The sequence below is a fragment of the Arthrobacter ginkgonis genome, assembly GCF_039540195.1.
Lineage (GTDB): Bacteria > Actinomycetota > Actinomycetes > Actinomycetales > Micrococcaceae > Zafaria > Zafaria ginkgonis.
Genome location: NZ_BAABEO010000009.1, coordinates 118,726 through 143,274, shown reverse-complemented (window position 1 = coordinate 143,274; position 24,549 = coordinate 118,726). Strand labels below are relative to the sequence as shown.

Annotated in this window: 23 protein-coding genes; 11 read left to right on the top strand and 12 right to left on the bottom strand. The window is 70.9% G+C overall.

The features are described 5' to 3' along the window. Positions 1-20 precede the first annotated feature (20 nt). Complete coding sequence (locus tag ABD912_RS07240) at positions 21-1,169, bottom strand: DmpA family aminopeptidase (protein ID WP_345149639.1); 1,149 nt, start codon at positions 1,167-1,169, stop codon at positions 21-23. Between the two features lie 99 nt (positions 1,170-1,268). Here ABD912_RS07240 and ABD912_RS07235 point away from each other — a divergent pair, with 99 nt between their 5' ends. Both ABD912_RS07235 and ABD912_RS07230 read left to right on the top strand, forming a co-directional pair. After that, entirely contained in the window at positions 1,269-2,804 is a 1,536-nt protein-coding gene (locus ABD912_RS07235; protein ID WP_345149637.1) for an APC family permease, read from the top strand. Beyond that, positions 2,740-3,393, top strand: coding sequence for a TetR/AcrR family transcriptional regulator (locus tag ABD912_RS07230; protein WP_345149635.1), 654 nt, complete (start codon positions 2,740-2,742; stop codon positions 3,391-3,393). The genes ABD912_RS07235 and ABD912_RS07230 overlap by 65 nt, the downstream gene beginning before the upstream one ends. Here the strand turns inward: ABD912_RS07230 and ABD912_RS07225 are convergent. After that, positions 3,390-3,860, bottom strand: a complete 471-nt coding sequence (locus tag ABD912_RS07225) for a hypothetical protein (RefSeq protein ID WP_345149634.1) — start codon at positions 3,858-3,860, stop codon at positions 3,390-3,392. The two genes, ABD912_RS07230 and ABD912_RS07225, sit on opposite strands and share 4 nt — an antisense overlap. 27 nt (positions 3,861-3,887) lie before the next feature. Between ABD912_RS07225 and ABD912_RS07220 the strand changes: the two genes are divergently transcribed. Together ABD912_RS07220 and ABD912_RS07215 are read left to right on the top strand one after the other, a co-directional pair. Beyond that, positions 3,888-4,079, top strand: a complete 192-nt coding sequence (locus ABD912_RS07220) for a hypothetical protein (RefSeq protein ID WP_345149633.1) — start codon at positions 3,888-3,890, stop codon at positions 4,077-4,079. A gap of 75 nt (positions 4,080-4,154) precedes the next feature. Further along, entirely contained in the window at positions 4,155-4,577 is a 423-nt protein-coding gene (locus ABD912_RS07215; RefSeq protein WP_345149631.1) for an arsenate-mycothiol transferase ArsC, read from the top strand. A 48-nt stretch (positions 4,578-4,625) separates the two neighbouring features. Here ABD912_RS07215 and ABD912_RS07210 read toward each other — a convergent pair whose 3' ends face one another. The 5 genes from ABD912_RS07210 to ABD912_RS07190 all read right to left on the bottom strand — a co-directional run bounded on the left by ABD912_RS07210 (position 4,626) and on the right by ABD912_RS07190 (position 9,282). Further along, the gene (locus tag ABD912_RS07210) at positions 4,626-5,111 is read right to left on the bottom strand and encodes a nucleoside deaminase (protein WP_345149630.1); all 486 of its coding nucleotides are present in this window, start codon (positions 5,109-5,111) and stop codon (positions 4,626-4,628) included. Between the two features lie 55 nt (positions 5,112-5,166). Continuing rightward, the gene (locus ABD912_RS07205; protein WP_345149628.1) at positions 5,167-5,577 is read right to left on the bottom strand and encodes an acyl-CoA thioesterase; all 411 of its coding nucleotides are present in this window, start codon (positions 5,575-5,577) and stop codon (positions 5,167-5,169) included. A gap of 633 nt (positions 5,578-6,210) precedes the next feature. Then, positions 6,211-7,011: an ABC transporter permease gene (locus ABD912_RS07200; RefSeq protein WP_425548035.1), complete on the bottom strand. Its 801-nt coding sequence runs from the start codon at positions 7,009-7,011 to the stop codon at positions 6,211-6,213. A 154-nt stretch (positions 7,012-7,165) separates the two neighbouring features. Further along, complete coding sequence (locus ABD912_RS07195) at positions 7,166-8,140, bottom strand: ABC transporter ATP-binding protein (protein ID WP_345149626.1); 975 nt, start codon at positions 8,138-8,140, stop codon at positions 7,166-7,168. Further along, entirely contained in the window at positions 8,137-9,282 is a 1,146-nt protein-coding gene (locus tag ABD912_RS07190) for a LolA family protein (protein ID WP_345149625.1), read from the bottom strand. The genes ABD912_RS07195 and ABD912_RS07190 overlap by 4 nt, the downstream gene beginning before the upstream one ends. Before the next feature lie 270 nt (positions 9,283-9,552). Between ABD912_RS07190 and ABD912_RS07185 the strand changes: the two genes are divergently transcribed. The 7 genes from ABD912_RS07185 (at position 9,553) to ABD912_RS07155 (ending at position 16,240) form a co-directional block, all read left to right on the top strand. Further along, on the top strand, positions 9,553-10,050 hold the full coding sequence (locus tag ABD912_RS07185; RefSeq protein ID WP_345149624.1) for a VOC family protein: 498 nt from the start codon (positions 9,553-9,555) through the stop codon (positions 10,048-10,050). Further along, positions 10,034-10,675 (top strand): GNAT family N-acetyltransferase, encoded by a 642-nt coding sequence (locus tag ABD912_RS07180; protein ID WP_345149622.1) that lies wholly within the window; start codon positions 10,034-10,036, stop codon positions 10,673-10,675. The genes ABD912_RS07185 and ABD912_RS07180 overlap by 17 nt, the downstream gene beginning before the upstream one ends. A 166-nt stretch (positions 10,676-10,841) precedes the next feature. After that, on the top strand, positions 10,842-12,176 hold the full coding sequence (locus ABD912_RS07175; protein WP_345149621.1) for an MFS transporter: 1,335 nt from the start codon (positions 10,842-10,844) through the stop codon (positions 12,174-12,176). A gap of 43 nt (positions 12,177-12,219) precedes the next feature. Next, entirely contained in the window at positions 12,220-13,353 is a 1,134-nt protein-coding gene (locus ABD912_RS07170; RefSeq protein WP_345149620.1) for a thiolase family protein, read from the top strand. Next, the gene (locus tag ABD912_RS07165; RefSeq protein WP_345149618.1) at positions 13,350-13,661 is read left to right on the top strand and encodes a zinc ribbon domain-containing protein; all 312 of its coding nucleotides are present in this window, start codon (positions 13,350-13,352) and stop codon (positions 13,659-13,661) included. The genes ABD912_RS07170 and ABD912_RS07165 overlap by 4 nt, the downstream gene beginning before the upstream one ends. Further along, positions 13,658-15,268, top strand: a complete 1,611-nt coding sequence (locus ABD912_RS07160; protein WP_345149616.1) for an ATP-dependent acyl-CoA ligase — start codon at positions 13,658-13,660, stop codon at positions 15,266-15,268. Before ABD912_RS07165 ends, ABD912_RS07160 begins: the two co-directional genes overlap by 4 nt. A 24-nt stretch (positions 15,269-15,292) precedes the next feature. Continuing rightward, positions 15,293-16,240: a LysR substrate-binding domain-containing protein gene (locus ABD912_RS07155; protein ID WP_345149615.1), complete on the top strand. Its 948-nt coding sequence runs from the start codon at positions 15,293-15,295 to the stop codon at positions 16,238-16,240. 151 nt (positions 16,241-16,391) lie between these two features. Here ABD912_RS07155 and hrpB read toward each other — a convergent pair whose 3' ends face one another. From hrpB to ABD912_RS07130, 5 genes are all read right to left on the bottom strand, one after another. After that, the gene (hrpB, locus tag ABD912_RS07150) at positions 16,392-19,136 is read right to left on the bottom strand and encodes an ATP-dependent helicase HrpB (RefSeq protein WP_345149613.1); all 2,745 of its coding nucleotides are present in this window, start codon (positions 19,134-19,136) and stop codon (positions 16,392-16,394) included. Positions 19,137-19,199: 63 nt separating this feature from the next. Next, entirely contained in the window at positions 19,200-20,351 is a 1,152-nt protein-coding gene (locus ABD912_RS07145) for a flavin reductase (RefSeq protein ID WP_345149612.1), read from the bottom strand. A gap of 29 nt (positions 20,352-20,380) precedes the next feature. After that, on the bottom strand, positions 20,381-21,700 hold the full coding sequence (locus tag ABD912_RS07140) for an NtaA/DmoA family FMN-dependent monooxygenase (protein ID WP_345149610.1): 1,320 nt from the start codon (positions 21,698-21,700) through the stop codon (positions 20,381-20,383). A 43-nt stretch (positions 21,701-21,743) separates the two neighbouring features. Then, positions 21,744-23,414, bottom strand: a complete 1,671-nt coding sequence (locus tag ABD912_RS07135; protein ID WP_345149609.1) for a CocE/NonD family hydrolase — start codon at positions 23,412-23,414, stop codon at positions 21,744-21,746. A gap of 27 nt (positions 23,415-23,441) precedes the next feature. Next, on the bottom strand, positions 23,442-24,530 hold the full coding sequence (locus tag ABD912_RS07130; RefSeq protein ID WP_345149608.1) for an ABC transporter ATP-binding protein: 1,089 nt from the start codon (positions 24,528-24,530) through the stop codon (positions 23,442-23,444). Positions 24,531-24,549 lie beyond the last annotated feature (19 nt).

Sequence of the window (24,549 nt, the reverse complement as noted above, 5' to 3'; positions counted from 1 at the left end):
TCCGCACCTCTTCGGCGGATTCAGGCCTGGAGGTTGTGCGCCGTCAGCAGCGTGTGCACGTCCGCGTGCGGCAGGGCGGGGCTGAAGTGCCCGTTGCGGCCGGTCGTGTCCGCGTTGTTGACCAGGGCGTTCAGGACGGCCTCCTCGACCGCTTCGACGGTGGCGGTGAAGACCGGATCCACCTGTCCCCACGGCAGGAAGTCCAGGCTGTCCAGCTCCGCGGCGGCAGGGTCACGCTGCAGCGTCGAGCGGAGGGAGCCGGCGTTGGCGGTGGAAAAGGCCAGGAAAATGTCCCCGGAGAAGTGCCCGCCGGCGGTGCCGGTCCGGGCCAGGCCGAGCGGCACCCGGCGGGCGACGGCCTTGAGTTGGGCTGGCAGCAGCGGGGCGTCGGTGGCGATGACGACGATGACCGAGCCGGCCCCTCCGGGCACCGCGGCACGGCCGCCGGCGAACCAGTCGGTCTCCTCCAGCGGGTTCGGGGCCTGGGACAGGCGCCCCAGCGGCAGCCCGGCGAGCCGGAATTCCTCCCGGCTGCCGAAGTTCGCCTGCACGAAGGCCCCCAGCGTGTAGTGCCGTCCGGCAACGCTCACGAGGCGCGAGGCGGTGCCCGAACCGCCCTTGAAGCCGTAGCAGTTCATGCCCGTGCCGCCGCCGACCGAGCCTTCGGCGACCGGTCCGGAGGCCGCGGCGTCGAGGGCGGCAATGGCGTGTTCGGGCCGCACGTGCCCGCCGTTGATGTCGTTCAGGTAGCCGTCCCAGGTCTCGGCCACCACCGGCAGCATCCACTGGGCGGAGACCGCGGGGTGCTCCCGGTGCATCCACTGGTCCACGCCGGTGTGGCAGGCGCCGACGGCGTGCGAATTGGTGATCAGCACGGGCGTGGTGAACTGGCCGGATTCCTCGATCCAGGCGCGCCCGGTCATCTCGCCATTGCCGTTGAACGAGTAGGTGCCGGCGGCGCAGGGGATGCCGACCCCGTCCCGGCCGCGCGGCAGGATCGCCGTCACGCCGGTGCACATGGTGCCGTCGCCCGGATTCAGCGTCGTGTAGCCGACGGTGACGCCGGCGACGTCGGTAATGGCGTTGTGCGTTCCCGGAGTGCCGTCCAGCGGGATGCCCAGGTCCCGGGCCCGGACCCCGCCGGGGAAGGCTGCGGCGGGCTGCGTCATCGAAGGTCCCATTTTTGAACTCCTGTTCATATTTTCAAGAAAAACCTTGGGATATTGACAGTGGGAACGAGCATACACTTGAATCGCTGTTCAGAAGTGATGGACGACACATTCGGAACGGAGATGCAGATGGAAACGACGACGGCGCAATCCGGCAGCAGGGGAGGCCTGGCCGCCGGGCGGTTGGGCGTCTGGGGCATCGTGTTCCTGGTCGCCTCGGCGGCCGCGCCCCTGACGGTGGTGGTCAGCGCCGCGCCGATGGGGTTGCGGCTTGGCGGCATCGGCGCCGCCGGCGCCATGCTCTTCTGCGGCCTGGTGCTGGGCCTCTTCGCGGTCGGCTTCACCGCGATGTCCGCACGGGTGCCCAACGCCGGAGCGTTCTACGCCTATGCGCTGCACGGGCTGGGCAAGGGGGCCGGCATCGGCCTGGCCTACGTGACGGTCTTCGCCTACGCGTTCCTGTGCATCAGCTTCTTCGCCTTCTTCGGCTTTTTCGGGCAGCTGACCGTTGCCGAACTGCTCGGCGTGGACCTGCCTTGGTGGCTCTGGGCCTTGGCCGCGGTGGCGGTGGTGGCGTTCCTGGGCGTGCGGCAGGTCGATGTGGGGGCCAAGGTGCTGGCCGTCCTGGTCGCGGCGGAGGTTGCCATCCTCCTGGTGCTGGCCCTGACGGTGCTGGCCGACGGCGGTCCCGAACCCGTGTCCCTGGCGGCCTTCGACCCGCAGAACATCTTCTTCTCCTCCGGCGTCAGCGCCCTGCTGGTGATCGGGTTCGGCGCCTTCCTTGGATTCGAGGGAACGGCCATCTATGCCGAGGAGGCGCGGACGCCGCACCGGACCATTCCGGTGGCCACCTACCTGTCCGTCGCGGCGCTGGCCGTCTTCTACGCCTTGACGTTCTGGGTCCTCACGGTCGCCTTCGGCGTGGAGGGGGTCATCGCCCTGGCCACTTCGGACAGCTTCGAGGACATGGTCTTCACCGCCGCCGGCCAGTACGTGGGCCCGTGGGCCGCCATCGTGGTCCGGATCCTGATCGTCACCAGCTTCTTCGCCTGCGTGCTGGCCTTCCACAACGCCTGCTCGCGCTACCTGTTCGCGCTCGGCCGGGAGGGGATCCTGCCGCGTCTCTTCGCCCGCACCGGACACCGCAGCCAGGCTCCGTCCACGGCGAGCGTGGCGATGAGCATCCTGTGCACGGCGGGCATCGCCGTCGCCGCCGCGGTCTCCGCCGACCCGTACCTGGGCCTCGCGGTGTGGACCTACGCCACCGGCGTCCAGGGCCTGGTCTTCGGGCAGGCAGCCGCCGCCGTCGCCGTCGTCTGCTACTTCCTGCGGAACCGCCACGGCCACAGCATCTGGCGAGTGGTGGTCGCGCCCGCCCTGGGGGCGGCCGGGCTCCTCGTGGGGTTCACTATGATCGTATTGAACTTCGAGATCACCAGCGGGATGGAAGGAGCCGTCAATTGGATTCTCCTGCTGCCCACGCCGGTGCTCTTCCTGGCCGGGTTTGTCCACGCGGCGGTGCTCAAGCGGCGGGCCCCGGACGTGTACCGGGCCCTGGGAGCGTCCCGCGGTGACGGTGAGCTCGGGCAAGAGCGGCCCCGGAAGTTCCTCGACGAAGTCCCCGCCGCGCACTAGCAAGGCCGATGCCCGCCGCCGCGAACTGATCGCGGCGGCGTCGCGCGTGCTGCTCCGGGGCGGGGCCGGCACCGCCAGCGTGCGGGCCGTGGCCGACGAGGCCCAGGTCAGCGTGGGGTCGGTCCTCTACTACTTCGACAGTTTCGACGAACTGCTGCGCCAGACCATGGAGAACGTGCTTGAGGAGTTCTACGGGCGGCGGCTGAAGGTGATTGCGGCGCCGGGCAGCCCGGCCCACCGGCTGGCGCGGATGATCGAGCTCGGTGTGCCCGACGAGATCAGCGAGGACCTGGGCCTGCTCTACGGCAGCCTGTCCTTCGCCCGGACGAATCCGCAGCTGCAGCCGATGCACCGCAGCATCGTCGAACGCCAAGTGGACCTGTACCGCACGCTCATCGAGGTCGGTGCCGAATCCGGGGACTTCGACCCGCAGTCCCCGGCCGAGGCCATTGCCCGCAACCTGGTTGCGCTGGAGGACGCCTACGACCTGTACGCGCTGGTCGGGATCGCCCTCGACGGCGAACAGCGCCGCGCGCAGGTGCGCTCCTACGCGGAACTGGCGCTGGGCTGCCGCCTGCCGGCCAATTAGGCCAGGCCGGGCGGCGATGTCCGCGATGGCCGAGGGGCCATCTTCAGCAGGAACGTGCGGGCCACGTCAGACAGGTCCGCCAGCGTTGTTGCCAGGACCATGGATCCGAGCCTTCGACGAGCGGCCTCCACGCCTCGGGCCAGGGTCTCGTCCGTGACGCCCGACTCCTTCGAAAGCCGCCACACGTGGTAGCCCACCAGTTGAATGAGGAAGGGGTATCCGCCGGTGGCCTCGGCTGCGGCCCGCAGTTGCTCCTCCCCGATGGACACGCCGGTCCCGCGGAAGGTCTCCCGCATTGAGTCCTTCACGGCCGCGACGGGGACATCGGCCAGGACAATGGGGTCGGCCCGACGCAGGAAGGTCGCTTCGTCGTCGTTGAGCAGGTCCGAGACCGCCTTGGGGATACCTGCGACCACGAGAGCGATGGGGAGCGAATCGCGCACCAAGTGCTGGACGGTGGCGGCCAACTGGGCAGGCTCGGCCCGGTCCACCGAGTGGATTTCGTCAATCGTGAGCAGCAGGCCGGTACCGTGACCGTCCAGCAGGCGGACCAGGTCGGTGATGCGCTCGCGCAGCCCGGCCTGGTCTTCCGGCGCGAGTTGGGTGGTGATCCCGAACCCGGCGGCCTGGAACCCGGTGACGATGCGGTGGGGCCGGCCCGCCCTGCAATTGGCTTCCGCCGCTGAAGTCTCGGCGTACTATTCCCCTGTTCCCGGCGCGCTCGAGCGGCCCGCCGCCTCCCTGACCCGAAAGGCCACCCCGTGACCGATGCCCGCAAGCCCGCCGTCCTCTTCGTCTGCCAGACCAACGGCGGCAAGTCGCAGATGGCCGCCGGCCTGATGCGCCTGGTCGCCGGCGAGGAGGTGGAGATCTCCTCGGCCGGCACGAAGGCCGGAGGCAGCCTCAACGAGCTCTCCGCCGAGGTGCTGCTGGACCTCGGCGCCGACATCCGCGCCGAGCACCCCACCCAGCTGACCGAGGAGGCCATGCGCCAGGCCGGGCGCGTGGTGATCCTGGGGACCAACGCGCAGGTGGACCCCGTGGAGGGTGTCACCGTCGAGCGCTGGGAGACCGACGAGCCCAGCCTGCGCGGCATCGAGGGCCGCGAGCGCATGGAGCTGCTGCGGGACGACATCCTCGCCCGCGTCCGCGACCTGCGCGGCCGCCTGCTGACCGACGACTGAGCCGGGCGCCCCGGCCCGACGCCCCGGCCGGGGCTGGTCCGGAACGTGTCAGTCGGAGCAGCCGTGCAGGCGCCGGTGCAGTTCCCTGATCTCATCGGCAAGTTCCGGCGCGGGGCCGTCCACCGGAATCCCTGGCGCGACGGCCTGGATCGGCAGGGGCGCGACGGGTGCGGGTACTATCCCCCATTCCTCCAGCCACGTGCCCAACTGCTCCGAGGACGCGGCGTAGGCGATCCGTCCCAGCCCCACCCAAGCGTGCGCAGCCGAGCACATCGGGCAGTGCTCGCCGGAGGTGTAAACGGTGGCAGCTGCCCGTTGCGCCGGCGGGAGGTGGTTGGCGGCCCAGCGGGCGATCTCGAACTCCGGGTGCCGCGTATGGTCGCCGTCCTTGACCCGGTTCCGGTCCTCGAACAGGACCGTGCCGTCGGCTCCGACCAGCACCGAACCGAACGGTTCGTCGCCGTCGTCCAAGGCCTCGCGGGCAAGTTCGACGCAACGTCGCAGGTGGACAAGGTCTTCTTTTGAAATTCCCACGCCTCCCATTGTGGCCCGGCCGCGCCGTTTGTCGGCGGCACCGGCGTGTTCCGGGCTAGTCTGCGGGGACTTCGGCAAACCGGTTCGCCTCGAGGCCGGCGCGCTCGGCGGCGGTGAGCGCGCGGGAGGACCTGCCGTCCTCGGCCATCGGAACGATCACGGTCCGGCCGTCGAACACGGCTTGCTCCCCCTGGTAACCGACGTGCCGCACGGTGAAGGACTTGGTGCCAACGCGCTCGATGCCGACGGCCACCACCATCTCCGGGAGGTAGTCGGCCTGGGCCAGGTAGTCGACGTTGAGCGAGGCGACCACTACGCCGCCGCGGAAGCTGGCGAACTCGGGCTGTGCCCGGGTCCAGCGGACGCGGGCCTCTTCCATGATCGTGACGATGCGGGCGTTGTTCAGGTGGCCGTTGGCGTCCTGGTCTGACCAGCGCAGGGCAACGGTGATGTTGGTGTGGCTCACGGTTCCGATCCTATGGCGCCGCACAAGCCTGCAGGGCCTTCCGCCGCGCCCGGCCCGCACCTCACCCCGACCCTTCCGCTGCCGCCCCTGCGCCCCGCCGCCTCTGTGCCCGTGCACCTCTGAGCCCTTCCCTTCGCGGAATTGTGCTGCGTAAGTGCGGGTGTTTCCCGAATTCTGACGCGTAGGTGCGGGTTCCCCGCCGAATTTTGCTACCTTCCGGGCAGCCCTGCAGGGATTTTGCTATCTCGTGCATCGCGATCAATGGCGCTGGTCCGCGGTTGCCGCGGCAGGTGCACGACGGCGGCTGGCTGGCATCGGCGCTTGGGCCGGGGCTGCCGGCCAGCAACCCAGAGGCGCACTCCATGCGGGCGCACCGGCAGATGCCCACACCCCACCATCGGGGTTTTCCATCCCTTCCACCCGCTCCTTGCCTCAACGGTGGCCTTCCTGGGGACGAGGCGTGCACAATTCCGTGCGCGCTGTCCCGGAGATAGCAAAATCCCGGGAGGACTGCCCGAAAGGTAGCAAAGTTCGGCGGGAGACCCGCACCTAAGCGTCAGAATTCGGGAAAGACCCGCACTTACGCGTCACTTTTCCGGGGCAGGGGCGGGCATTCGGGAATGGGGGGCGGCTTCAGGACAGGATGTCCTTGGTGGCGAACCGTCCATACGCCAGCGCCCCGAAGACCAGCACGTAGCCGCCCTGCAGCAGCGCGTTCTCCCGGAACGAGTCCCACAGGATCGGGTGGCGCAGCAGGTCCGCGAACCCCAGCCAGTGGTGGGTGAACAGCCACGGATGCAGCCACTCGAGCTGGGGCAGTTGGCCGAGGATCTGGGAGGCGACGGCGAGCACCGCCGTGGCCGCCATCGCTCCTACCGGGACGTCGGTCAGCGTGGACACGAACAGCCCGATCGCCGAAAGCCCCAGCAGGGACACCGCGACGTACGCGGCGACCAGCCCCAGCCGGAGGAACGATTCGCCCAGCGGGATCGTGTCCCCGGAGAGCAGCGGCATGGGGGCGACCGGGAACAGCAGCGTCCCGATGCCGATGCCACACAGCGCCACCGTCGCCGCGGCAGCCCCGCAGAACACCGCCGCGCCCGCGTACTTGACCGCCAGCAACCACCCCCTCGAGACCGGGGCCAGGAGCAGGTAGCGCAGCGTCCCATGGCCGGCTTCCCCGGCAATGGTGTCCCCGGAGACGACGGCGACCGTCAGCGGCAGGAACAGCGGGATGCACACCAGCTGCCCCACGAGGGCGACGAATAGCCCGTTGCCGGCGACCCGGTCCAGGAACGCCGGACCCCGACCGGCCGGAGGGCCGGAGGTGAAGCGGACGGCGAGCGCGATCAGTACCGGGACCGCACCCAGCGCCAACAGCAGCGCCCACGTGCGGCGCCGGCGGAAGACCAGGGCCAGCTCCGAGACGAGCAGGCCGAGGCCGGCCCTGCGCTTCCCGGGCCGACCGCCGCGGGCTACATCGCTTCCGGGCAGGCTTCCACCGGGTTGGCTGCCATGTGGCTGGTCCGGGCTGGGCAGGTCGCCACCGGGCTGGCCGCCATTGATCTGGTCCCTATTGACCGGGCCTCTATTGAACAATGTCGAACCCCTCCCCCGTCAACGCGACAAACCGTTCCTCGAGGCTGGGTTGTTCCACCGCGAACCCGCGCACCCGGACTCCGGCGGCCACCAGGGCCGCGACGATCCGCTCGGGCTCCGGGGCGCCGTTGGCCAGCGGGGCCCGCACGACGCCGTCGTCCCCGCCTTTCGCACGGGTCCCGGCGTCGGCCTCCGGCACGAGTCCCAGCCTGGCCAGCACGGCACGCGCGCCGGCGTCGTCCGGGGTGCGTACGGCGACCTGCCCCGCGCCGCCGGCCCGCAGGTCCGCCAGCGTCCCCTGCGCCACCATGTTTCCGGCACTCATCACCGCCGCGTGCGTGCACATCTGCTCGATCTCGCTGAGCAGATGGCTGGAGACGAACACCGTGGTGCCCTCGCCGGCCAGCGACCTGATCAGGCCGCGCACCTCCCGGGTTCCCTGCGGGTCCAGGCCGTTCGTGGGCTCGTCCAGGACCAGCAGCTGGTGCCGGGTGGCCAGCGCGTTGGCGATCCCGAGGCGCTGTTTCATGCCCAGCGAATACGCATGGACGGCAAGCCGGGCGGCCCGGCCCAGCCCCACGGCGTCCAGGGCGCTGTCCACGCGCCGCGCTCGGGTGGCCGGATCGGCGCGGCGGTTGGCGGCGTCGAGCCGCAGGAGGTTGGCCCGTCCGGACAGGAACGGGTAGAAGGCCGGCCCCTCCACCAGCGCTCCCACGCGGGGCAGCACTTCCATCGCGGCGGACGGCATCGGCCGGCCGAGCACCGTGATGGACCCGCTGGTGGGAGCGGCCAGCCCCAGCAGCATCCTGATGGTGGTGGTTTTCCCGGATCCGTTGGGGCCCAGGAAGCCGAACACGGAGCCGCGGGGAACGGCCAGGTCGACGCCGTTGACCGCCCGCCGCGGCCCGAACTCCTTGCTCAGCCGGTGGGTATGGATCGCGAGGTCCCCCGCTGGGTCATTCACCCCTTGCCGGCCACGTCCTGCAGCCGATCCTGGGGAACCGACCCGACAAAGACCCTGCCGTCCTCGGTGACCAGCACGTTGACCAGGGAGGTGTGGATCAGGTACCCGCCGTCCACCTTGGTGGCCATCCGGTCCCGCAGCGCGGGGTCCTTCAGCTCGGCGGGGACGCACTGCTCGGGAACCCGGTGGACGGTGTCCCAGCCTTCCCCGTCCATGACACCTTCGTGCATCCCGCAGCCGTGCTTCCCGTCCTCGGGCTTCGAGCCGGGGTCGGGCACGGTCCGCTCCGTCACCGTGGCTCCGGCCGGGGGCTGGAAGTCGAACAGGGCTGCCTCCGGCGTCTCCGCCGTGAAGGAGGTGTATTCAAGGCCGAAGGCCGGGCCCTCCTGGTCGATGGCCTGAATGGTGACGGCCAGGGGCGTGCCGATTTCCGCGTCGACGTCGATGGTGATGTTGTCGACCAAGGTCCGTTCCTCCGGCTTGGGGGTAAGTCGGAGGGTGTAGACGTCGCGGCCGGCGACGGTGTCCCCTTCCTCGACGGCGAAGGTGGTGCTGGGTTCCGCCTCGTTCACCAGCTTCTCGGCGAGCTGGTCCGGCGTCGGAACCTCCTCGGAGGAGCCGCCGTACCAGTGCCGCTTCGCCTCGTCCTTCACCTCGGACGGCGGCTGGCGCAGGGTGGTGTGGACGGCGGTGTTGTCCGCCGAGCTGTAGCGCCAGTAGCTGGTGCCGTTGAGGACGTGGTCCTCCTCGTCCGTTCCTTCCATCATCTGGAACCGCTGTTTGTCGGGGCCGTCGACGTAGACGCGGGCCTCGTGGGTGCCGGAGAGCATGGCGAACTTCTCCGCCAGCCCGGCGTCCCCCTGACCGGAGGGGCTCTCGGTCGACCCTTCGGACGGCGGGACCTCCGGCTGCCCGCCCGTGTCACGTTCGGGCAGTTGCGGCAGACCCAGGTCGGCCGTCATCCGCAGGTTCCCGGAGAAGGCGGCGTCTTCGGCGGCGATGATCATGGCGATCACCTGCTCCGGCGTCTTGTCCGGCAGATCCGTCGCGGAGGCGGCGAGCGGGGAGCCCAGAGCATATGCGGCGATCATCGCCGGCACCGCGACGGCGGGCATCCATTTCTTCAATACAACGGGTTTCATGGCCATCATCCCACTTCAAGCGCTTGGTACGGCCACGGTACGTCGGCTCCTTGGACGCGGTCGATGCATGAAGCCCACAAAAAGTCGGGCCTTCTCCCACCAGGCGCCCCTGTGCCCCCCTACCCCGAATTCTGACGCATAAGTGCGGGTGCGCAACGGAATTCCGACGTGCAGGTGCGGGTCTTGCGCGAAAGGGGTCGTAAAGCAGCCCGGGCGGTGCCTACGATGACCAAAACCGACCGCAGAGGGACTTCCCCAAAGGACACGCCCATGGAAAACACCCCCCGGCTCGACGGCGTCCACCACCTCAAGCTTCCGGTCCGCGACCTGGAGCGCAGCACCGAGTGGTACAGGACCCGGCTCGGCTACACCGTGTTCCAGGAGTTCCGGCAGGAGGACAAGGTGGTGGGCGTTGCCATGGAGCACCCGCGCGGCGGGCCGATGCTCTCCCTGTGGCTGGATCCGGAGCGCGCGGCCGCCGCTGCGGGCTTCGACTACTTCGCGATCGGGGCGCCCGCCAAGGACGACCTCGAGGCCCTCGCCGCCAGCCTCACGGCCCTTGGTGAACGGCATGCCGGCGTCCACCGCGCCTCGATGGGGTGGATCCTGCCGCACCTGGCGGATCCGGACGGCCACGAGCTCCGCTTCTACACCACCGAGCGCCACGCCCGGCCCGAAGGCGGCGGGCCGCCGTCGACCCTCGCCGATCCCCGCTGGCCCGTGGAATCCGCCGAGGCAGGCCGGAGCGGCGATGGCGCCGACGCCTGACGCCGCGCACGCGGCGGATCAGGAGCTCACCGTGGTGCCGGCCAACCGCGTCCCCTGGGAGGACCTTCAGGCGATCTTCGGCACCCGCGGCGACCCGTCCAGCTGCCAGTGCCAGTGGTTCAAGATCCGCGACTTCCAGTGGAAGTCGGTCCCCGTGGAGGAGCGCGCCGCGCGCCTGCGCGCCCAGACCAATTGCGGACACCCCGACGCCGAAGCCACCACGGGAATCGTCGCGTACCTCGACGGCGAACCGGCGGGCTGGTGCGCCGTCGAGCCCCGCACCGCGTACCCGCGCCTGCTGCGCATGCGCGTGCCCTGGTCCGGGCGGGATGAGGACAAGGACGACGACGGCGTGTGGACGGTCTCCTGTTTCGTCACGCGCACGGGGTTCCGCCGCCGCGGAATCAGCCAGGCCCTGGCGCGAGAGGCCGTCGATTTCGCCCGGGACCGCGGAGCCCGCAGCCTCGAGGGCTACCCCATGGAGACCGAACCCGGCAAGGAGGTCACCTGGGGCGAACTCTACGTCGGCAGCCGCAGCATCTTTGAGGCGGCCGGGTTCCGCGAAGTCTCCAAGCCCACCCCGCGCCGGGTGGTCATGCGGATCGACTTCTCCGAAGAGCCCTAGGTCCCCCGGACCCGGCGTCTTCGGTATGCGCGAAGCCGCACCGGCGTTACCGGAACCGTCATGGCCCCTGCCGCGAAAGGCATTCGACGCCGGTTGGGGGCGCGGGCAGACTGGACCTATCGAGCAAACGTGACGGGCGCCACAACCTGTCGTCGAGGAGGAACCCATGTCCACCCCCGCACCGCGGACCACGCCGGCCGGCAGCGTCGGCCCCCGCCGCTACATCGTCGCCTCACTGATCGGCAACTCCCTGGAATGGTACGACTTCTTCCTCTACGCCACGGCGTCCGCGGTCGTCTTCGGCCACCTGTTCTTCCCGGCCGACACCGATCCCCTCGTCGGCACGATGGGCGCCTTCGCCGGGTTCGCCGTCGGTTTTGCGGCCCGCCCGCTGGGCGGGATCATCTTCGGCCACATCGGCGACAGGATCAGCCGCAAGACCTCGCTGGTGCTGACCCTGGCGGTCATGGGGGTGAGCACGGCGCTGATGGGGCTGTTGCCCACCTACGCGCAGGTCGGCCTGCTGGCCCCGGCGCTGTTGATCGGCCTGCGGATCCTGCAGGGCATCGCCGCCGGCGGCGAATGGAGCGGCGGCGTGCTGCTGATCAGCGAGAACTCCGGCACCAAGCGCCGCGGCCTGCTCTCGGCGTTCAGCCAGGGCGGCGTCTGCCTGGGCTTCGTGCTTTCCTCGCTGGTGTTCTACGCGGTCCAACTGCTGCCCGAGGCCCAGTTCATGGCCTGGGGATGGCGAATCCCGTTCCTGCTCAGCGTCGTCCTGCTGGTGGTTGGTGCCTACATCCGCACCCGCCTGCCCGAATCCCGCGAATTCACCGAGGCGGCCCAGGAGGGCACGCGCCACCGGGTCCCGGCCTTGGCCGCGCTGCGCAGCCACCCGCGCGAGATCCTCGTGGCCATGGGCCTGCGCTTCGCCGAGAACGGCGGCTCGTACATCTTCCTGTCCTTCTCCATCGTCTACGGGGTCCACGTCGGGGTCGACAAGGGGCTGCTGCTGCTGGCCGTGACGGTGTCCATGCTCTTCTCTTTCGGCACCTACCTGGCCTTCGGGCACCTGTCGGACCGGTTCGGCCGGCGCCGGATCTATGCCGGCGGCGCGGTGGCCATGATGGCCATGGCCTTCCCCTTCTTCTGGATGATCGACGCGAACACCCCCGCCGTGGTCATTCTGGCGTTCATGATCGCCAACGGGCTCTGCCACGGGGCGATGATCGGCACCCAGCCGGCGTTCTTCCACGAGCTCTTCGCCCCCGAGGTCCGCTATTCGGCCATGTCGATCGCCCACGAGCTGGCCGCGGTCTTCGCCGGAGGCCTGGCCCCGCTGATCGCCACCGCCCTGCTGCTGCGCTTCGACTCCTCCCTGCCGATCTCGCTGTACCTGGTCGGCATGTGCCTGATCACCCTCATCGCCGTCGTGGCCTCCCGACGCATCGGCCGCACCGCAACGACGGCGGCCGTTGAGGCCCCCGTCGCCGCGGCCCGCTAGACCCCCGCCAGACCCACCACCAGTCCTTACGAAAGGCTCCGCTTTGCCCACATCGATCATCGGGACGGGCCAGTCCGCCTACACCCGCCACCCCTCTCCCGGCCTGGACACCGCGCAGGTCCTGGCCCAGGCCGTCACCGCGGCCCTGGCCGACGCCGGTTTGGCCCCCTCCGACGTGGACGGCCTGGCCCTGTCGAGCTTCACGCTCGGCCCCGACCACGCCATCGACTTCGCATGGCGCATGGGCCTGAAGCTGGGCTGGCTGATGCAGGACACCAACGGCGGGGCCAGCGCCGGAGGCATGCTCCAGCACGCGGTGCGGGCCATCGAGGCCGGGGACGCCAACGTGATCGTCCTGGTGGCCGGCGACCGCATGGACCAGGGTGCCTTCGCCCGCCTGGTGGCCCGCTACAACCGGGCCACCGAGGACCACCTGGCGCCGTTGCCCATGGCCGGACCCAACGCCCTGTTCGCCATGCTGACCCAGCGCCAGATGGCCTCGCTCGGACTCGAACGCCGGGACTACGGGCGCATCGCGGTCGCCCAGCGCGGCTGGGCGGCGCAGAACCCCGGGGCCGTCTACGGGACAGCGCTGACCCTGGAGGACTATCTCAGCGCCCCCCTAGTGGCCGACCCGCTGGGCCGCTACGACTGCGTGCCCCCGGTCACCGGCGGGGACGCCGTCGTCGTGGCCGCCGACCGCTCCGGGAAGGCCCGGGCCCGCGTCCTGTCGGTGCGCGCCTCCTACAACGCCGACCAGCAGGACGGCGACGGACTCTCCACCGGCCTGCGCACGATCGCCCCGGCCTCCTGGGCCGAGTCCGGCGTCGACCCGTCCGACGTCGGACTGGCCTGCGTGTACGACGACTACCCGGCCATGGTCGTCGCCCAACTGGCCGACCTGGGCCTGCTGCCCGAAACCGGCGCCGGCCGGTTCATCGCCGAAAAGATCGCCACCCGCGCGCTGGCCGTGAACACCTCCGGCGGGCAGCTCTCCGCCGGGCAGGCCGGGGCCGCCGGCGGCATGCACGGCCTCGTGGAGGCAGCCCGCCAGCTGATGGGCCGCGCCGGCGAGCGCCAGGTCGACGCCCGGCACGCGGTCGTCAGCGGCTATGGCATGGTCCTCTACCGCTTCGGCGCCTGCGCCACCACCACCGTCCTGGAGGCGGCGGCATGAGCGCGACCATCCAGCAGTGCCTGGACTGCACGACCCTCCTGTTTCCGCTGCGGCTGCTTTGCCCGTCCTGCGGCGGCGGCCGCCTCGGCCCGGCCACGATCGAGGCCGGCACCATCGAGCACGCCACCACCCTGCACGACGGCACGGTACTGGCCACCGTCCGGTCCGACGGCGGGCCCGCCCTCATCGCCCGGCTCACCAGCCCGGCCGCCGCCGGGGAAACGGTTTTCCTGACCAACGACCCGGACGCCGGCCCCGGACACGCCTTCGTCCCCTTCACCGACACCCCATCCCGGGAGGACCAATGAACGTCCCGCTGCAGACCGAACCGACCCCGCTGAACGCGTCGATGCCCCTGACCATCCCGCAGCTGCTGCTGCGACGGGCCGCCGAGCGCCCGCACGCCCCGCTCTTCGCCTGCGGCGGACTCGAGCGCGACGGCCGGGCGATGGTCGAGGCCGTCGCCCGCACCGGCGGCCTGCTGCGCCGCGAAGGCGTCCAGGCCGGCCAGACCGTGGCCCTGATGTGCTCCAACCGCACCGAACTGCTGGACTTCATCCTCGGCTGCGCCTGGATCGGCGCCGTCGCCGTGCCGGTCAACACCGCCAGCCGCGGGGAGCAGCTGCACCACATCCTCACCAACTCCCGGGCCCGCCTGCTGGTGGCCGAGGACGAGCTGGTGGCCCACGTCGCCGCGGCCGGCCCGCTGCCGGAGCTGCGGTCCGTCTGGCTGCTCGACGGCGGGGCCCCGATACCCGGGGCGCCCTTCGCCACCGGCCCGGTGCCGGAACCGGCCCAGCCGGTGAACCCGGAGCCGGTCGCCCCGGCCGACACCGCCGCGATCCTCTACACCTCTGGCACCACGGGAGTGTCCAAGGGGGTGCAGTGCCCCCAGGGACAGTTCCACTGGTGGGGCGCGAACATGGCCGACCAGCTGGGCCTGCGCGAGGACGACGTGCTCTACACCTGCCTGCCGCTGTTTCACACCAACGCACTGAACGCCTTCATGCAGGCCGTGGTGTGCGGTGGCTCCTTCGTACTGGGCCCACGCTTCTCGGCCTCGCGTTTCTGGGGCGATGCCGCCGCGGCCGGGACGACAGTGACCTACCTGCTGGGGGCCATGGTCGGGATCCTGGACAGTCGCGAACCCTCTCCCCGGGACCGGGCGCACCGCATCCGGATAGCTCTCTCCCCCGCCACCCCGGCGGCCCGGCTGGCCCCGTTCCGCGAACGCTTCGGTGTGCAGTTGCTCGACGGCTACGGCTCCACCGAAACCAACTCGGTCATCGGTTCCACCCCGGACCAGTGGCGTCCGGGCACCATGGGCAAGGTCCGCCCCGGCTTCAGCATCCGGGTCGTGGACGAGCACGGGGTGCCGGTCCCGGCCGGTGTTCCCGGGGAGCTGCTGATCCGCAGCGACCAGCCCCACGCGCTGGCCACCGGCTACTTCGGCATGCCCGAGGTCACCACCAAGGCCTGGCAGGACCTGTGGTTCCACAGTGGCGACCGCGTGGTGGTGGACGACGACGGGTGGGTCAGGTTCGTGGACCGGATCAAGGACGTGATCCGGCGCCGGGGCGAGAACATCTCCTCGGTCGAGGTCGAGCAGGTCCTGCGCGAGCACCCGGCGGTGGCCGAGGCTGCCGTCTACGCCGTGGACTCCGAGCTGGGCGAGGACGAGGTCATGGCGGCCCTGGTGGTGCGCGGGGACCTGGACTTCGGGGAGCTCACCGACTTCTGTGCCCCGCGGCTGGCCTCCTACGCGATCCCGCGCTTCCTGCGCATCGTCACGGACCTGCCGCAGACCGAAAACGGCAAGGTCCGCAAGCCGGTGCTCAAGGCCGAGGGCCGGGCCTTGGCCGACTGGGACAGGGAGGTCGCGCGCCCTCGGCGCAGCACCGCGCCGGTGGGCTGATTTGGGCCGCCGTAGGATGACGGGATGGACTACAAGGCGCTCGTGGGCAGCCACCTCAAGCTGCGCCACTTGGTACTGGTGCTGGCGATCGCCGAAAACGGGAGCCTGGTCCGGGCGGCGGAGGAACTGTACCTGACGCAGCCGGCCTTGAGCCGGGCGCTGCGCGAGGCCGAGTCCGCCGTGGGCGCCAGCCTGTTCGATCGCACCCGCCACGGCATGGTGCCCACCGCGGCCGGTGCGGCCTGCCTCGAGCACGCCCGCGCCGTCGTCGGGCAGGTGGAGACCCTCCGCCGCCGGATCGGCGAGCTGTCCGATCCGCACACCGGATCGGTGGGCATCGGAGTCCATGTCACCGGCGCGAACCTGCTGGTGCCCCGCGCCGTGGCCCGGCTGGTGGAGGAGCGGCCGCTGATCGAGGTGCGCATCCGCGAGGCTCCGCCGGCCACGCTGATCCATGAGCTCGACGGCGGGGACCTGGACCTGCTGGTCGGCCGCGTCACCGACCACCCCAGCACGGCCCGGCTGCGCCTGGTCCCGCTCTACCGCGAGTCCTACCGGATCGTGGCCGCCGCCGGGCACCCGGCCCTGCAGCTGCAGGATGCGCAGCTGGCCGACCTGGCCGCCTACCCGTGGGCGATCCCGGTCGCCGGGACCCCGCTGCGCGACGCGCTGGATAAGGCGTTCGCCTCCGCGGGCCTGGATTCCCCGGCCCGGCAGGTCGAATGCGGGACCCCGGCCCCAACACGCACGCTCGTGGTGGAGGCCGGGTTCCTGGCCGTGTTGCCGGAGTCGATGGCCGCAGCGGACCCGGCGCTGCGGATGCACCCGCTGCGCCTGGGCGGCATGGCCCAGGACGTGGGCTACATGGTCACTCCGGACCGGCCACTGACGGCGACCGCGCAACTGCTCACCGAGCACCTGCGCGCCGAGGCAGCCCTGATCGACAGCGGTCTTGCCGGGGAGGACGCCTGACCGAAAACGACGGCGGTGGCTTCCACGGGGAAACACGCAAAAACCACGGCCGGAGGGCGCCGTCAAGATTCCTGGGAGCACCCGCACTTACGCGTCACTATTCCGCGGAGCACCCGCACTTAAGCGTCACTATTCCGATGATGCCAGGTCACTACATCCGGTTCTTGGTCCTCGCCGTCGCCGGGGCGGTCCATGGGTCCTCCGGCCATGGGTGCTTCGGGTAGCGCCCGCGCATCTCGGCCCTGACCTGTGCGTACGGCCCGGACCAGAAGGACGCCAGATCGTCCGTGACGGCCAGCGGCCGCCCGGCCGGGGAGAGCAGGTGGAACAGCACCGGCACCCGCCCGTCCACCAGCCGCGGGGTCTGGGCCCACCCGAAGCACTCCTGCAGCTTCACCGCCACCACCGGCCGGCCGGCGTCGTCCGGCTCCGGATAGTCGATGCGCACCATCGAACCGCTCGGCACCCGAAGCCGTTCCGGGGCCAGCTGACCGAACCGTGACGCCTCCGGCCACGGCAGCAGCCGCCGCAGCGGCTCGGCCAGGTCGATCCCGCCCGCCGCGGCACCCCCGGCCAGCTTCTCCATCTCCGGGGCGAGCCACTCCCCCAACCGGGCCAGCAACGCGGGCTCGGAGACGTCCGGCCAGGGCGGGCCCAGCTCGCGGTGCACCAGCGCCATCCGGCGGCGCAGCGCGTCCGCGGCGGGCGACCAGCCGACGGTCCCCAACCCGCCGTCGGCCAGGGCGCGCGCCACCGCGTCCCGCCCCTCCTCGGCCGAGGCGCGAACTGGCGTCGAGGACAGCACGATCGCCCCGAGCCGGCGCTCCCGGCGCGCGGCGACCTTCCCGCCGTCGAACCGGGCCTGCACCCGGTCGGTGAGCAGGTGTCCGGCGGCGGCCTCCGCCGTGTCCGCCTCCAGCGGGGCCGCGGCGCGGATGACGGCGCCGGTGCCGGCGGCATCGCGGCCTTGGGCGCGGGACACCTCCGCCACGGCCAGCCACTCGTGTCCGGCCAGCGGGCTGCCGGCCGGCAGCCCGGCCCGCGTGCCCGAGGCCAGCAGGTACGCGCTGTCCGCCACGCGGCGCGCCACCCGCTCGGGGAACGCGAGCGCGACGACGAATCCCGTCGCCTCCGCGGCCGGGACCTCCACCCCAAGCTCCTCGGCGCCGGAGGCGGCGGCGCCGGACTCCTCGGCACCGGCACCCTCGGCAACGGCCCCTTGGGCGCGCAGCTCCGCGCCGCCTGCGGGCGCTCCCGTCCCCGCACCCGAATTCCCGCCCTCCGGCCGGGTGAGCCGCTGGAGCCTGGCTGCCTCCTCCTTCCAGCGCCGGGCGGCCGGGTCGTTGCCCGAGCGCAGCCCGGACAGCAGCCGAATCAGGTCGGCGCCGGGCGCGCGCAGGTCCCCGGCCACCGCCGCGACGGTTTCCGCCGCGGCCCTGGCTCCGACGACGGCGGCGCCGTCCAGCAGCGCCCGCGCCAGCCGCGGATCGGCCGGGATCCGGGCCAGGGTTTGGCCGAGGCCGGTGGCGCGGCCGGATTCGTCCACCGCGCCCAAGCCGTGCAGGGTCCGCACCGCATCCTCCAGCGCCGCCCGCGGCGGGGCGTCCGGCAGGGCCAGCCCCGCTCCGCCGGGCGCTCCCCAGCAGGCCAGCACCAGTGCGGCGGCGGTCAGGTCCGCGGCGGCGATCTCCGGGGTGGGGTGGGCGGGTGCTGCGGCGAAGCCCTTCTGGTCGTAGCAGCGGACGACGGTTCCGGGCCCTTGGCGCGCGGCGCGGCCGGCGCGCTGGTCGGCCGAGGCGCGGGAGCAGGAGACGGTCACCAGCCCGGTCATGGCGCGGGCGGCGTCGCGGCGGGGTTCACGGGCCAGCCCGGAGTCGACGACCAGCCGGACGCCGGGAACGGTCAGCGACGATTCGGCCAAGGCCGTGGAAACGATGATCCGCGGGGCTCCGCCGGGTTCGCGGCCGGAGACGGCGCGGTCCTGCAGGTCCGGGGGCACCTGTCCGTGCAGTTCCAGCACCTCCGTGCCGGCCCCCGCCTGGACGCGGAGGCGGTCCCGGATACGGGCGGCGACCTGCGAGACCTCCCGGGCCCCGGGGACAAACACCAGCGCGTCGATGCCCGCGTCCCGGGAAAGCGCCTCGGTATGCGCGGCGGCCGCCGTGTCCGCCACGTGGTCCAGGAAGGCGCGCGCCACCCCGCGGCCGTCCAGGCGCGGCGCCGCCGCCGGTGCCCACCGCACCTCCAGCGGATGCAGCGCGGACGGGCAGTCGATCACCGGGGCCGGGCCGCCGCCGTCGCCGGCACCCAGCAGGGACGCGAACCGCGGCGCGTCCAGCGTTGCGGACATGGCCACCAGCGTGAGGTCCCCGCGCAGCTGGCGGACCTCGCCGAGCATGCCCAGCAGCAGGTCGGTTTCCAGCCCGCGCTCGTGGACCTCGTCCAGGACCACGGCGTCGGTGCCCTCCAGCCCGGGGTCCGTCAGCAGGCGCCGCACCAGGATGCCGGGGGTGACGAATTCGACCAGCGTCTCCGGGCCCGTGCGGCGTTCGCCGCGGACGGTGTAGCCCACGCGTCCGCCCAGCCTGCCTCCGTCCAGGAAGGCCAGGCGCCGGGCGGCGGAGCGGGCGGCGACGCGGCGGGGCTGGGTGACCACGACCCGCGGGGGCCGGGTGCCGCCGAGCGCGGCGGCGAGCAGGTTGGCGACCAGCGGCGGGACCAGCGTGGTCTTGCCCGTGCCGGGCGGGGCCTGCACGACGGCGGTGGCCGCCGGCGCTCCCTGGCGCAGCACCGCGGCGAGCTGCCCGAGCGACTCGGCGAACACCAGCCCGGCCCCGATGGCCTCAAGGTCGAAGGGGCGGGCGGAGTGGGCGGGGTGGGGCGGGGCAGGAGTCACCCCTCCATTCTGTCCGCCCCGCCGCCAGATCATGCCACCGGCCCCGCCCCGGCCCGCTGTAGGTCAGACCCGTCCGCCCCGGCTTTCGATGGCGATGCGGGCGAACCGTTTGGCCTGGGCCGTGTAGTCGTGCACGGCTGCGATGGCCGCGTCCGCGTCCTTGTCGCGGAGGGCTGCGGCGAGGCGCACCACGTGGCCGTGGTCGAGCCGGGCGCGCCAGTCGATGTCATTCCAGGCCTCGCCCCAGACGCCTGCGATGCTCAGCCGCTGGTAGGAATCGACGAGCTGGGTGGACCCGGAGGCGGCAATGAGGAGCTGGTGGAACCGGGAGTGCAGTTCCAGGAACCCACGGAGCGACGCACCGCCATCGGCCCGCTCGTGGCCCATGGCCTCGGCGATGCCGGCAAGTTCGTCGACCAGCTTCCGGTCCAGGTCGTGGATTCTGCTGGCAACCACACCGATTTCGATCGTGGCCCGCCCGTCGTACAGGTTGTCGCTGAAGTCGGCCGTGATCGGCGCCGGCATGAACGCCCCGTCCTGTCTGCGCGCCACCAGGCCTTCGGCGGAAAGTTTGACCAAGGCGTTGAAGACGTCGTCCGGCTCTGCCTGCATCTCCCCCACCAGCGTGGAAATGTCCAAGTCGCGCCCGAGCGGCGTCCGACGGGCCAGGACCCACTGGCGCACCTTGGTGTATGCATTCAGTTCCTGCACCGGTTCCAGCCTGCCGAAGGCTCCCCGGTAGTACGCCAGTGGCTGGCCCTGCGCGAAGTCCGCCTCAACCACGCGCCCGAAGAACACCGAGTGCGTGCCGCCCCGCGGGGCTTCCGTGACCACGCAGGTCATGCTGGCCAGGGCGCCACCTAGCAGGGGAACACCTCCGTGGTCGGAGAGCCGGTACGGCACGCCGTCGAACTTGTCCGGCCCCTTGCGTCCGAACTTCATCGCCAGGTCCCGCTGGTCCGCGGCCAGGATGTTGATGGCGTACGCCCCGGCTGTGGCCACCGCGTCATGGGTGCTGCTGCTCTGGTTCAGGCACGTCAGCATCATCGGCGGGTCCATGGACAGAGAGCTCACGGCCGAGGCCGTGGTTCCGTACAGCTGCCCGTCAAGAGCGGTGGTGATGACCGCGACGCCGCTGGCGAAGTGCCCCACGACTTGGCGGAAAACGTCTTGGTCGAAGGCCGCTGGGGCGGCCGGGAGGGCGTGCGGTTCCATGGGTTTCCTCCTCCGGATTGGGCGGTGGCTCAAGCAGTCGGGCGGTCCAGCCCGAGGTTCTCGCGCAGCGTGCGGCCTTCGTAGTCGGTCCTGAAGTAGCCGCGATCCTGCAGTTCCGGCACCAGCTTGCGGCAGATCGCCTCGAACCCGCCGGGGTTGTACGGCGAGTTCAGGTTGAATCCGTCGCAGGCCCCGGAGGTGAACCAGTCGACCATGGCGTCGGCAACCTGGCCCGCTGTTCCGGCCATCCACATGTGGCCCGTGGAGCGGGCCCGGTCCACGATGAGCTCGCGCAGGGTGAGCCCGCCGTCGACGCTCTTGCGCCGGAAGATGTGGTAGCGGCTGCCGCGGTCCGGGTCTTCGGAAAAGCGTTCGGCGGGGATCCGCTCGTCGAAGCCGATGTCGGCGATGTCGATCTTCAGGTCTCCGGAGATCTGCCGCCGCCCGGCCTCCAGATCCAGGTAGCTGGCCAGTTCGTCGGCCAGGTCACGGGCTTCGCGTTCGGTGTCGGCGATGATCGGCAGAATGCCGGGAAGCACCTTCACGGAGTCGGCCGGCCGGCCCTTGGATTCGACCATGACACGCATCTTGCCGTAGAAGTCCTGGGCGAGTTCCTTCCGCGGCTGCGCCGTGTAAATGACGTCGGCCACGGAAGATCCAAGGTCCATGCCCGGGACCGAGGAACCGGCCTGGACCAGGACCGGACGTCCCTGCGGGGGACGCGGCATGTTGATCGGGCCCTGCACGGTGAAGAACCTGCCGCGGAAATCGAGCGGCTTCAGTCCCGCCGGATCCACCCACACCCCGCTTTCCCGGTCGACCCGTGTTGCGGCGTCGCTCCAGCTGTCCCACAGCCGCATGGTGATGTCCACGAACTCGGCCGCCCGCTCGTAGCGCAGGGCCGGGTCCGGTGCCTCCCCGCCGCCGAAGTTGCCGAACCCGTCCCGGGACGTGACGATGTTCCAGCCGGCCCGGCCACCTGACATGTGGTCCAGTCCGGCGAACTGGCGGGCCACGTTGTAGGGCTCGGAGAACGACGTCGACATGGTGCCGATGAGCCCGATGTTCCTGGTCCGTGCGGCCAGTGCGGAGAGGACGCTGATCGGTTCGTAGAAACCGTTCATCATGATGTCGCCTCGGAACAGGTTGTTCGCATGGACGATGTCGCCGAAAAAGATGGCGTCCAGCTTCGCTTCCTCGGCCATCAGGGCCAGGTCGGAGACGAAGTCCAGGTTGCCCAGTTCCTCGGCACGGCTGTCCGGGCGGCGCCAGCTGTCGCGGTGGTAGCCGGCCGGGAGCATGAAGGTGGTCAGCACCATGTGCTGGTTGGGGGTGTGTTCAGCGGTCATTGTGTGTCCTCGTCGGTGGTCGGTCGGGCCTGGGGGCGGAGTATCAGCGGGTTTGCGGGGTGAACCGGGCCAGGCTCAGGTAGCTTTCGCGCCCGGGCCCGCTGTGCACGGTCCAGGTTCCGCGGTTCCTCAGGTCCTGGTGCATGATGACCGGGGAGTTCAGGTTCACTTCCCGGTCCACGAAGTCCCGGCCCTGGATGGTCACCACCAGCTTCTCGCCGGCGTCAAAGAAGGTCCCGGAGGGCCAGATTTCGACGTCGAGTGCCCTCGGCTCACCCGGCACCAGCGGCTCCTCCCCCTCGTGCAGGTGGACCGGCTGCAGTTCCGAAGACTTTTCCGTGTCCAACTCCTGGTGGCTGGCGCGCAGCCAGCCAAGGGCGACGGGCCCGTCCTCGAACAGGGCGTTGAAGGCGAACCGGCGCTCGGTGCCGTCCGCGGCGAACTTCCGCACAGCCACGAAGATGTCGGCGTCCTCGGCGTCGTCGGCCTGCAGCCAGAGCCGCAGCCGCATCGGCCCGACAACGTCCGTGGGCGCTGCGAAGACGTGCTCCAGGTCGAGCGAGCCGACCATCGGATCGAACGTGGCGCTGGCCGCGGCGACCGGCGCGGATTCGCCGAGCGTCCGGGTCTGCAGGTCGGCGTGCAGGCGCACGGCCCGGTCCTCCGGGATCGGCCACGGCAGGTCTTCGCGGAGGCCGTAGCGCTCGGCGGTGTCGTGGACCTCCAGCCTGACTTTCGGCCAGTCAACCGGGCCGGCTCCGCGGTCGAGCAGGTAGTGGTCGAAGAACACCCGCTGGCGTTCCACGTTGGACGGATCGTAGAAGTACCGCCACTTCTTCTGCCCGTGGACCTCCAGCCACTTCTCGTTGGAGGACATCAGCCGGTAGGCCTCCAGCGTGCCGCGGGTGTGCAGCCCATGGTCGCTCCAGCTGGCCACAACGTATGCCGGAACGGTGATCTGCGTCAGGTCCGGGTACCGGTCGCGGTAGTACGGCGCCATCAGCGGGTTCGCCAGGACGTTGGCGTGCGTGTCTTCGGTCCTGGTAAGCGAGTAGCGCATGTTCCGCGAGGCCCGCGGGATGAATCCGGTTTCCGGGATGCCGCCGTGGTGGCAGAACTCGCGGTACCAGTCGGAGAAGCACTCCCATGGGCTGATCGCTTTCAGCGCCGGCGGCCGCATGGCGGCGGCGATGTACTGGATGCCGGCCAGGTAGGAGACCCCGAGCATGCCGACCCGGCCATTGGACCACTCGCGGGCGCCGAGCCACTCGATGGCGTCAAAGACGTCTTCGGCCTCCTGCGGACCGTTGTGGACGCCTTCGCCTTCCGAATGCCACATCCCGCGCGGATCCACATACACGACGGCGTAGCCGTGGGCGCACCAGTACGCCGGATCGGGTGCTTCGAAGCCCGTCAGCTTGGACATCCAGCCCGGCTCGATGCCGGCCGTCGGCCAGAGCATGTCCTTCTGGTTGTGTTTGCCGTACGGGCCCCAGGCCAGCAGGACCGGCAGGCCGGTGGTGGTGCCGGCAGGCTGATACACGTCGGCGTAGATCCTGACGCCATCGCTCATCGGGATGGCGACGTTTCGCTCGATCCGGAGGCCGTCGGACTCCTCCACCTCGTGTGTCAGCGGTGGAAGTGGCGGCTTGCCCTCCGCCGTCGCCGGATCCAGGCCCGGGCGGGTTATGACTTCGTAGGTAAGCTGGTTCATTCCTGCACTCCTTCTTCTGGCGGCGGGTTAGCGCTCGAGGACGACGACGGACCGGGCGGGCACGTGGAAGCTGACCTCGGAGCCGCCGTGCCGGTAGACCGCCGCGGCATCGGCGCTGTCCGGCACCGCGGCCGTGATGCCGACGCCGGGCGCGACGTCCACAACCACGGTGCGGGTCTCCCCCGAGTAGGAGCTGTCTCGGACGGCGCCGGCCGCGTTGATGCCGGCGCCCCGTTCACCGCCCAGCCGCACCGCCGAGCTGCGGAAGGCGACGAACATTCCGGTTTCCAGGTTGGCTGCGGCGCCGGTGAGTTCCAGTTCCAGGCCCCCGTCCAGCACCGCCGTGCGCCGCCCCGAGCCCTCTGACACCGAGCGGCAGGCCAGGATGTTTTCGAATCCGACGAAGTCCGCCGCGAAGCTGGAGACCGGCCGGGAACGGACGTCATCCGGGGTGCCGACCTGCTCCACCACGCCGCCGCGCATGATGATCACCCGGTCCGAAAGGGCCAATGCCTCGTCCTGGTCGTGGGTGACATAGATCGAGGTGTTGCCGAACTCGTTGTGCAGGCGCCGGATTTCGCTGCGCATCGCAATCCGCAGCTTGGCATCCAGGTTGGACAGCGGCTCGTCGAACAGCATCACGCCGCCGGCGGAGACCAGCCCGCGGGCCAGCGCCACGCGCTGTTGCTGGCCTCCGGAGAGTTCGTGCGGGTAACGGCCTGCGTGCTGGCCCATGCCGACCGCCTCCAGCGTCGAGGCGACCAGCGGCTTCAGCTGCGCCGGCGGCGTCTTCCGCCGCTTGAGCGGATACGCCACGTTGGCCGCGACCGACATGTGGGGCCAAAGCGCGTAGCTTTGGAACACCATCCCGACCTTGCGCTTGTGGGTCGGCACGAAGGTCCTGGTGGCGGCGTTGACGAACGCCTTGCCGCCCACCTCGATGGAGCCTGCGTCAGGGGTTTCCAACCCGGCGACGCAGCGCAGGGTGGTGGTCTTCCCGCAGCCGCTCGGGCCCAGCAGCGTGATGAATTCTCCCGACTGGATGGTGAGGTTGACGTCCTTAAGGATCGGAGTGGCGTTGAACGCCTTGCTGACTCCGCTGATTTGAATGTGCATGCCTTGTCCTAGATCGCTG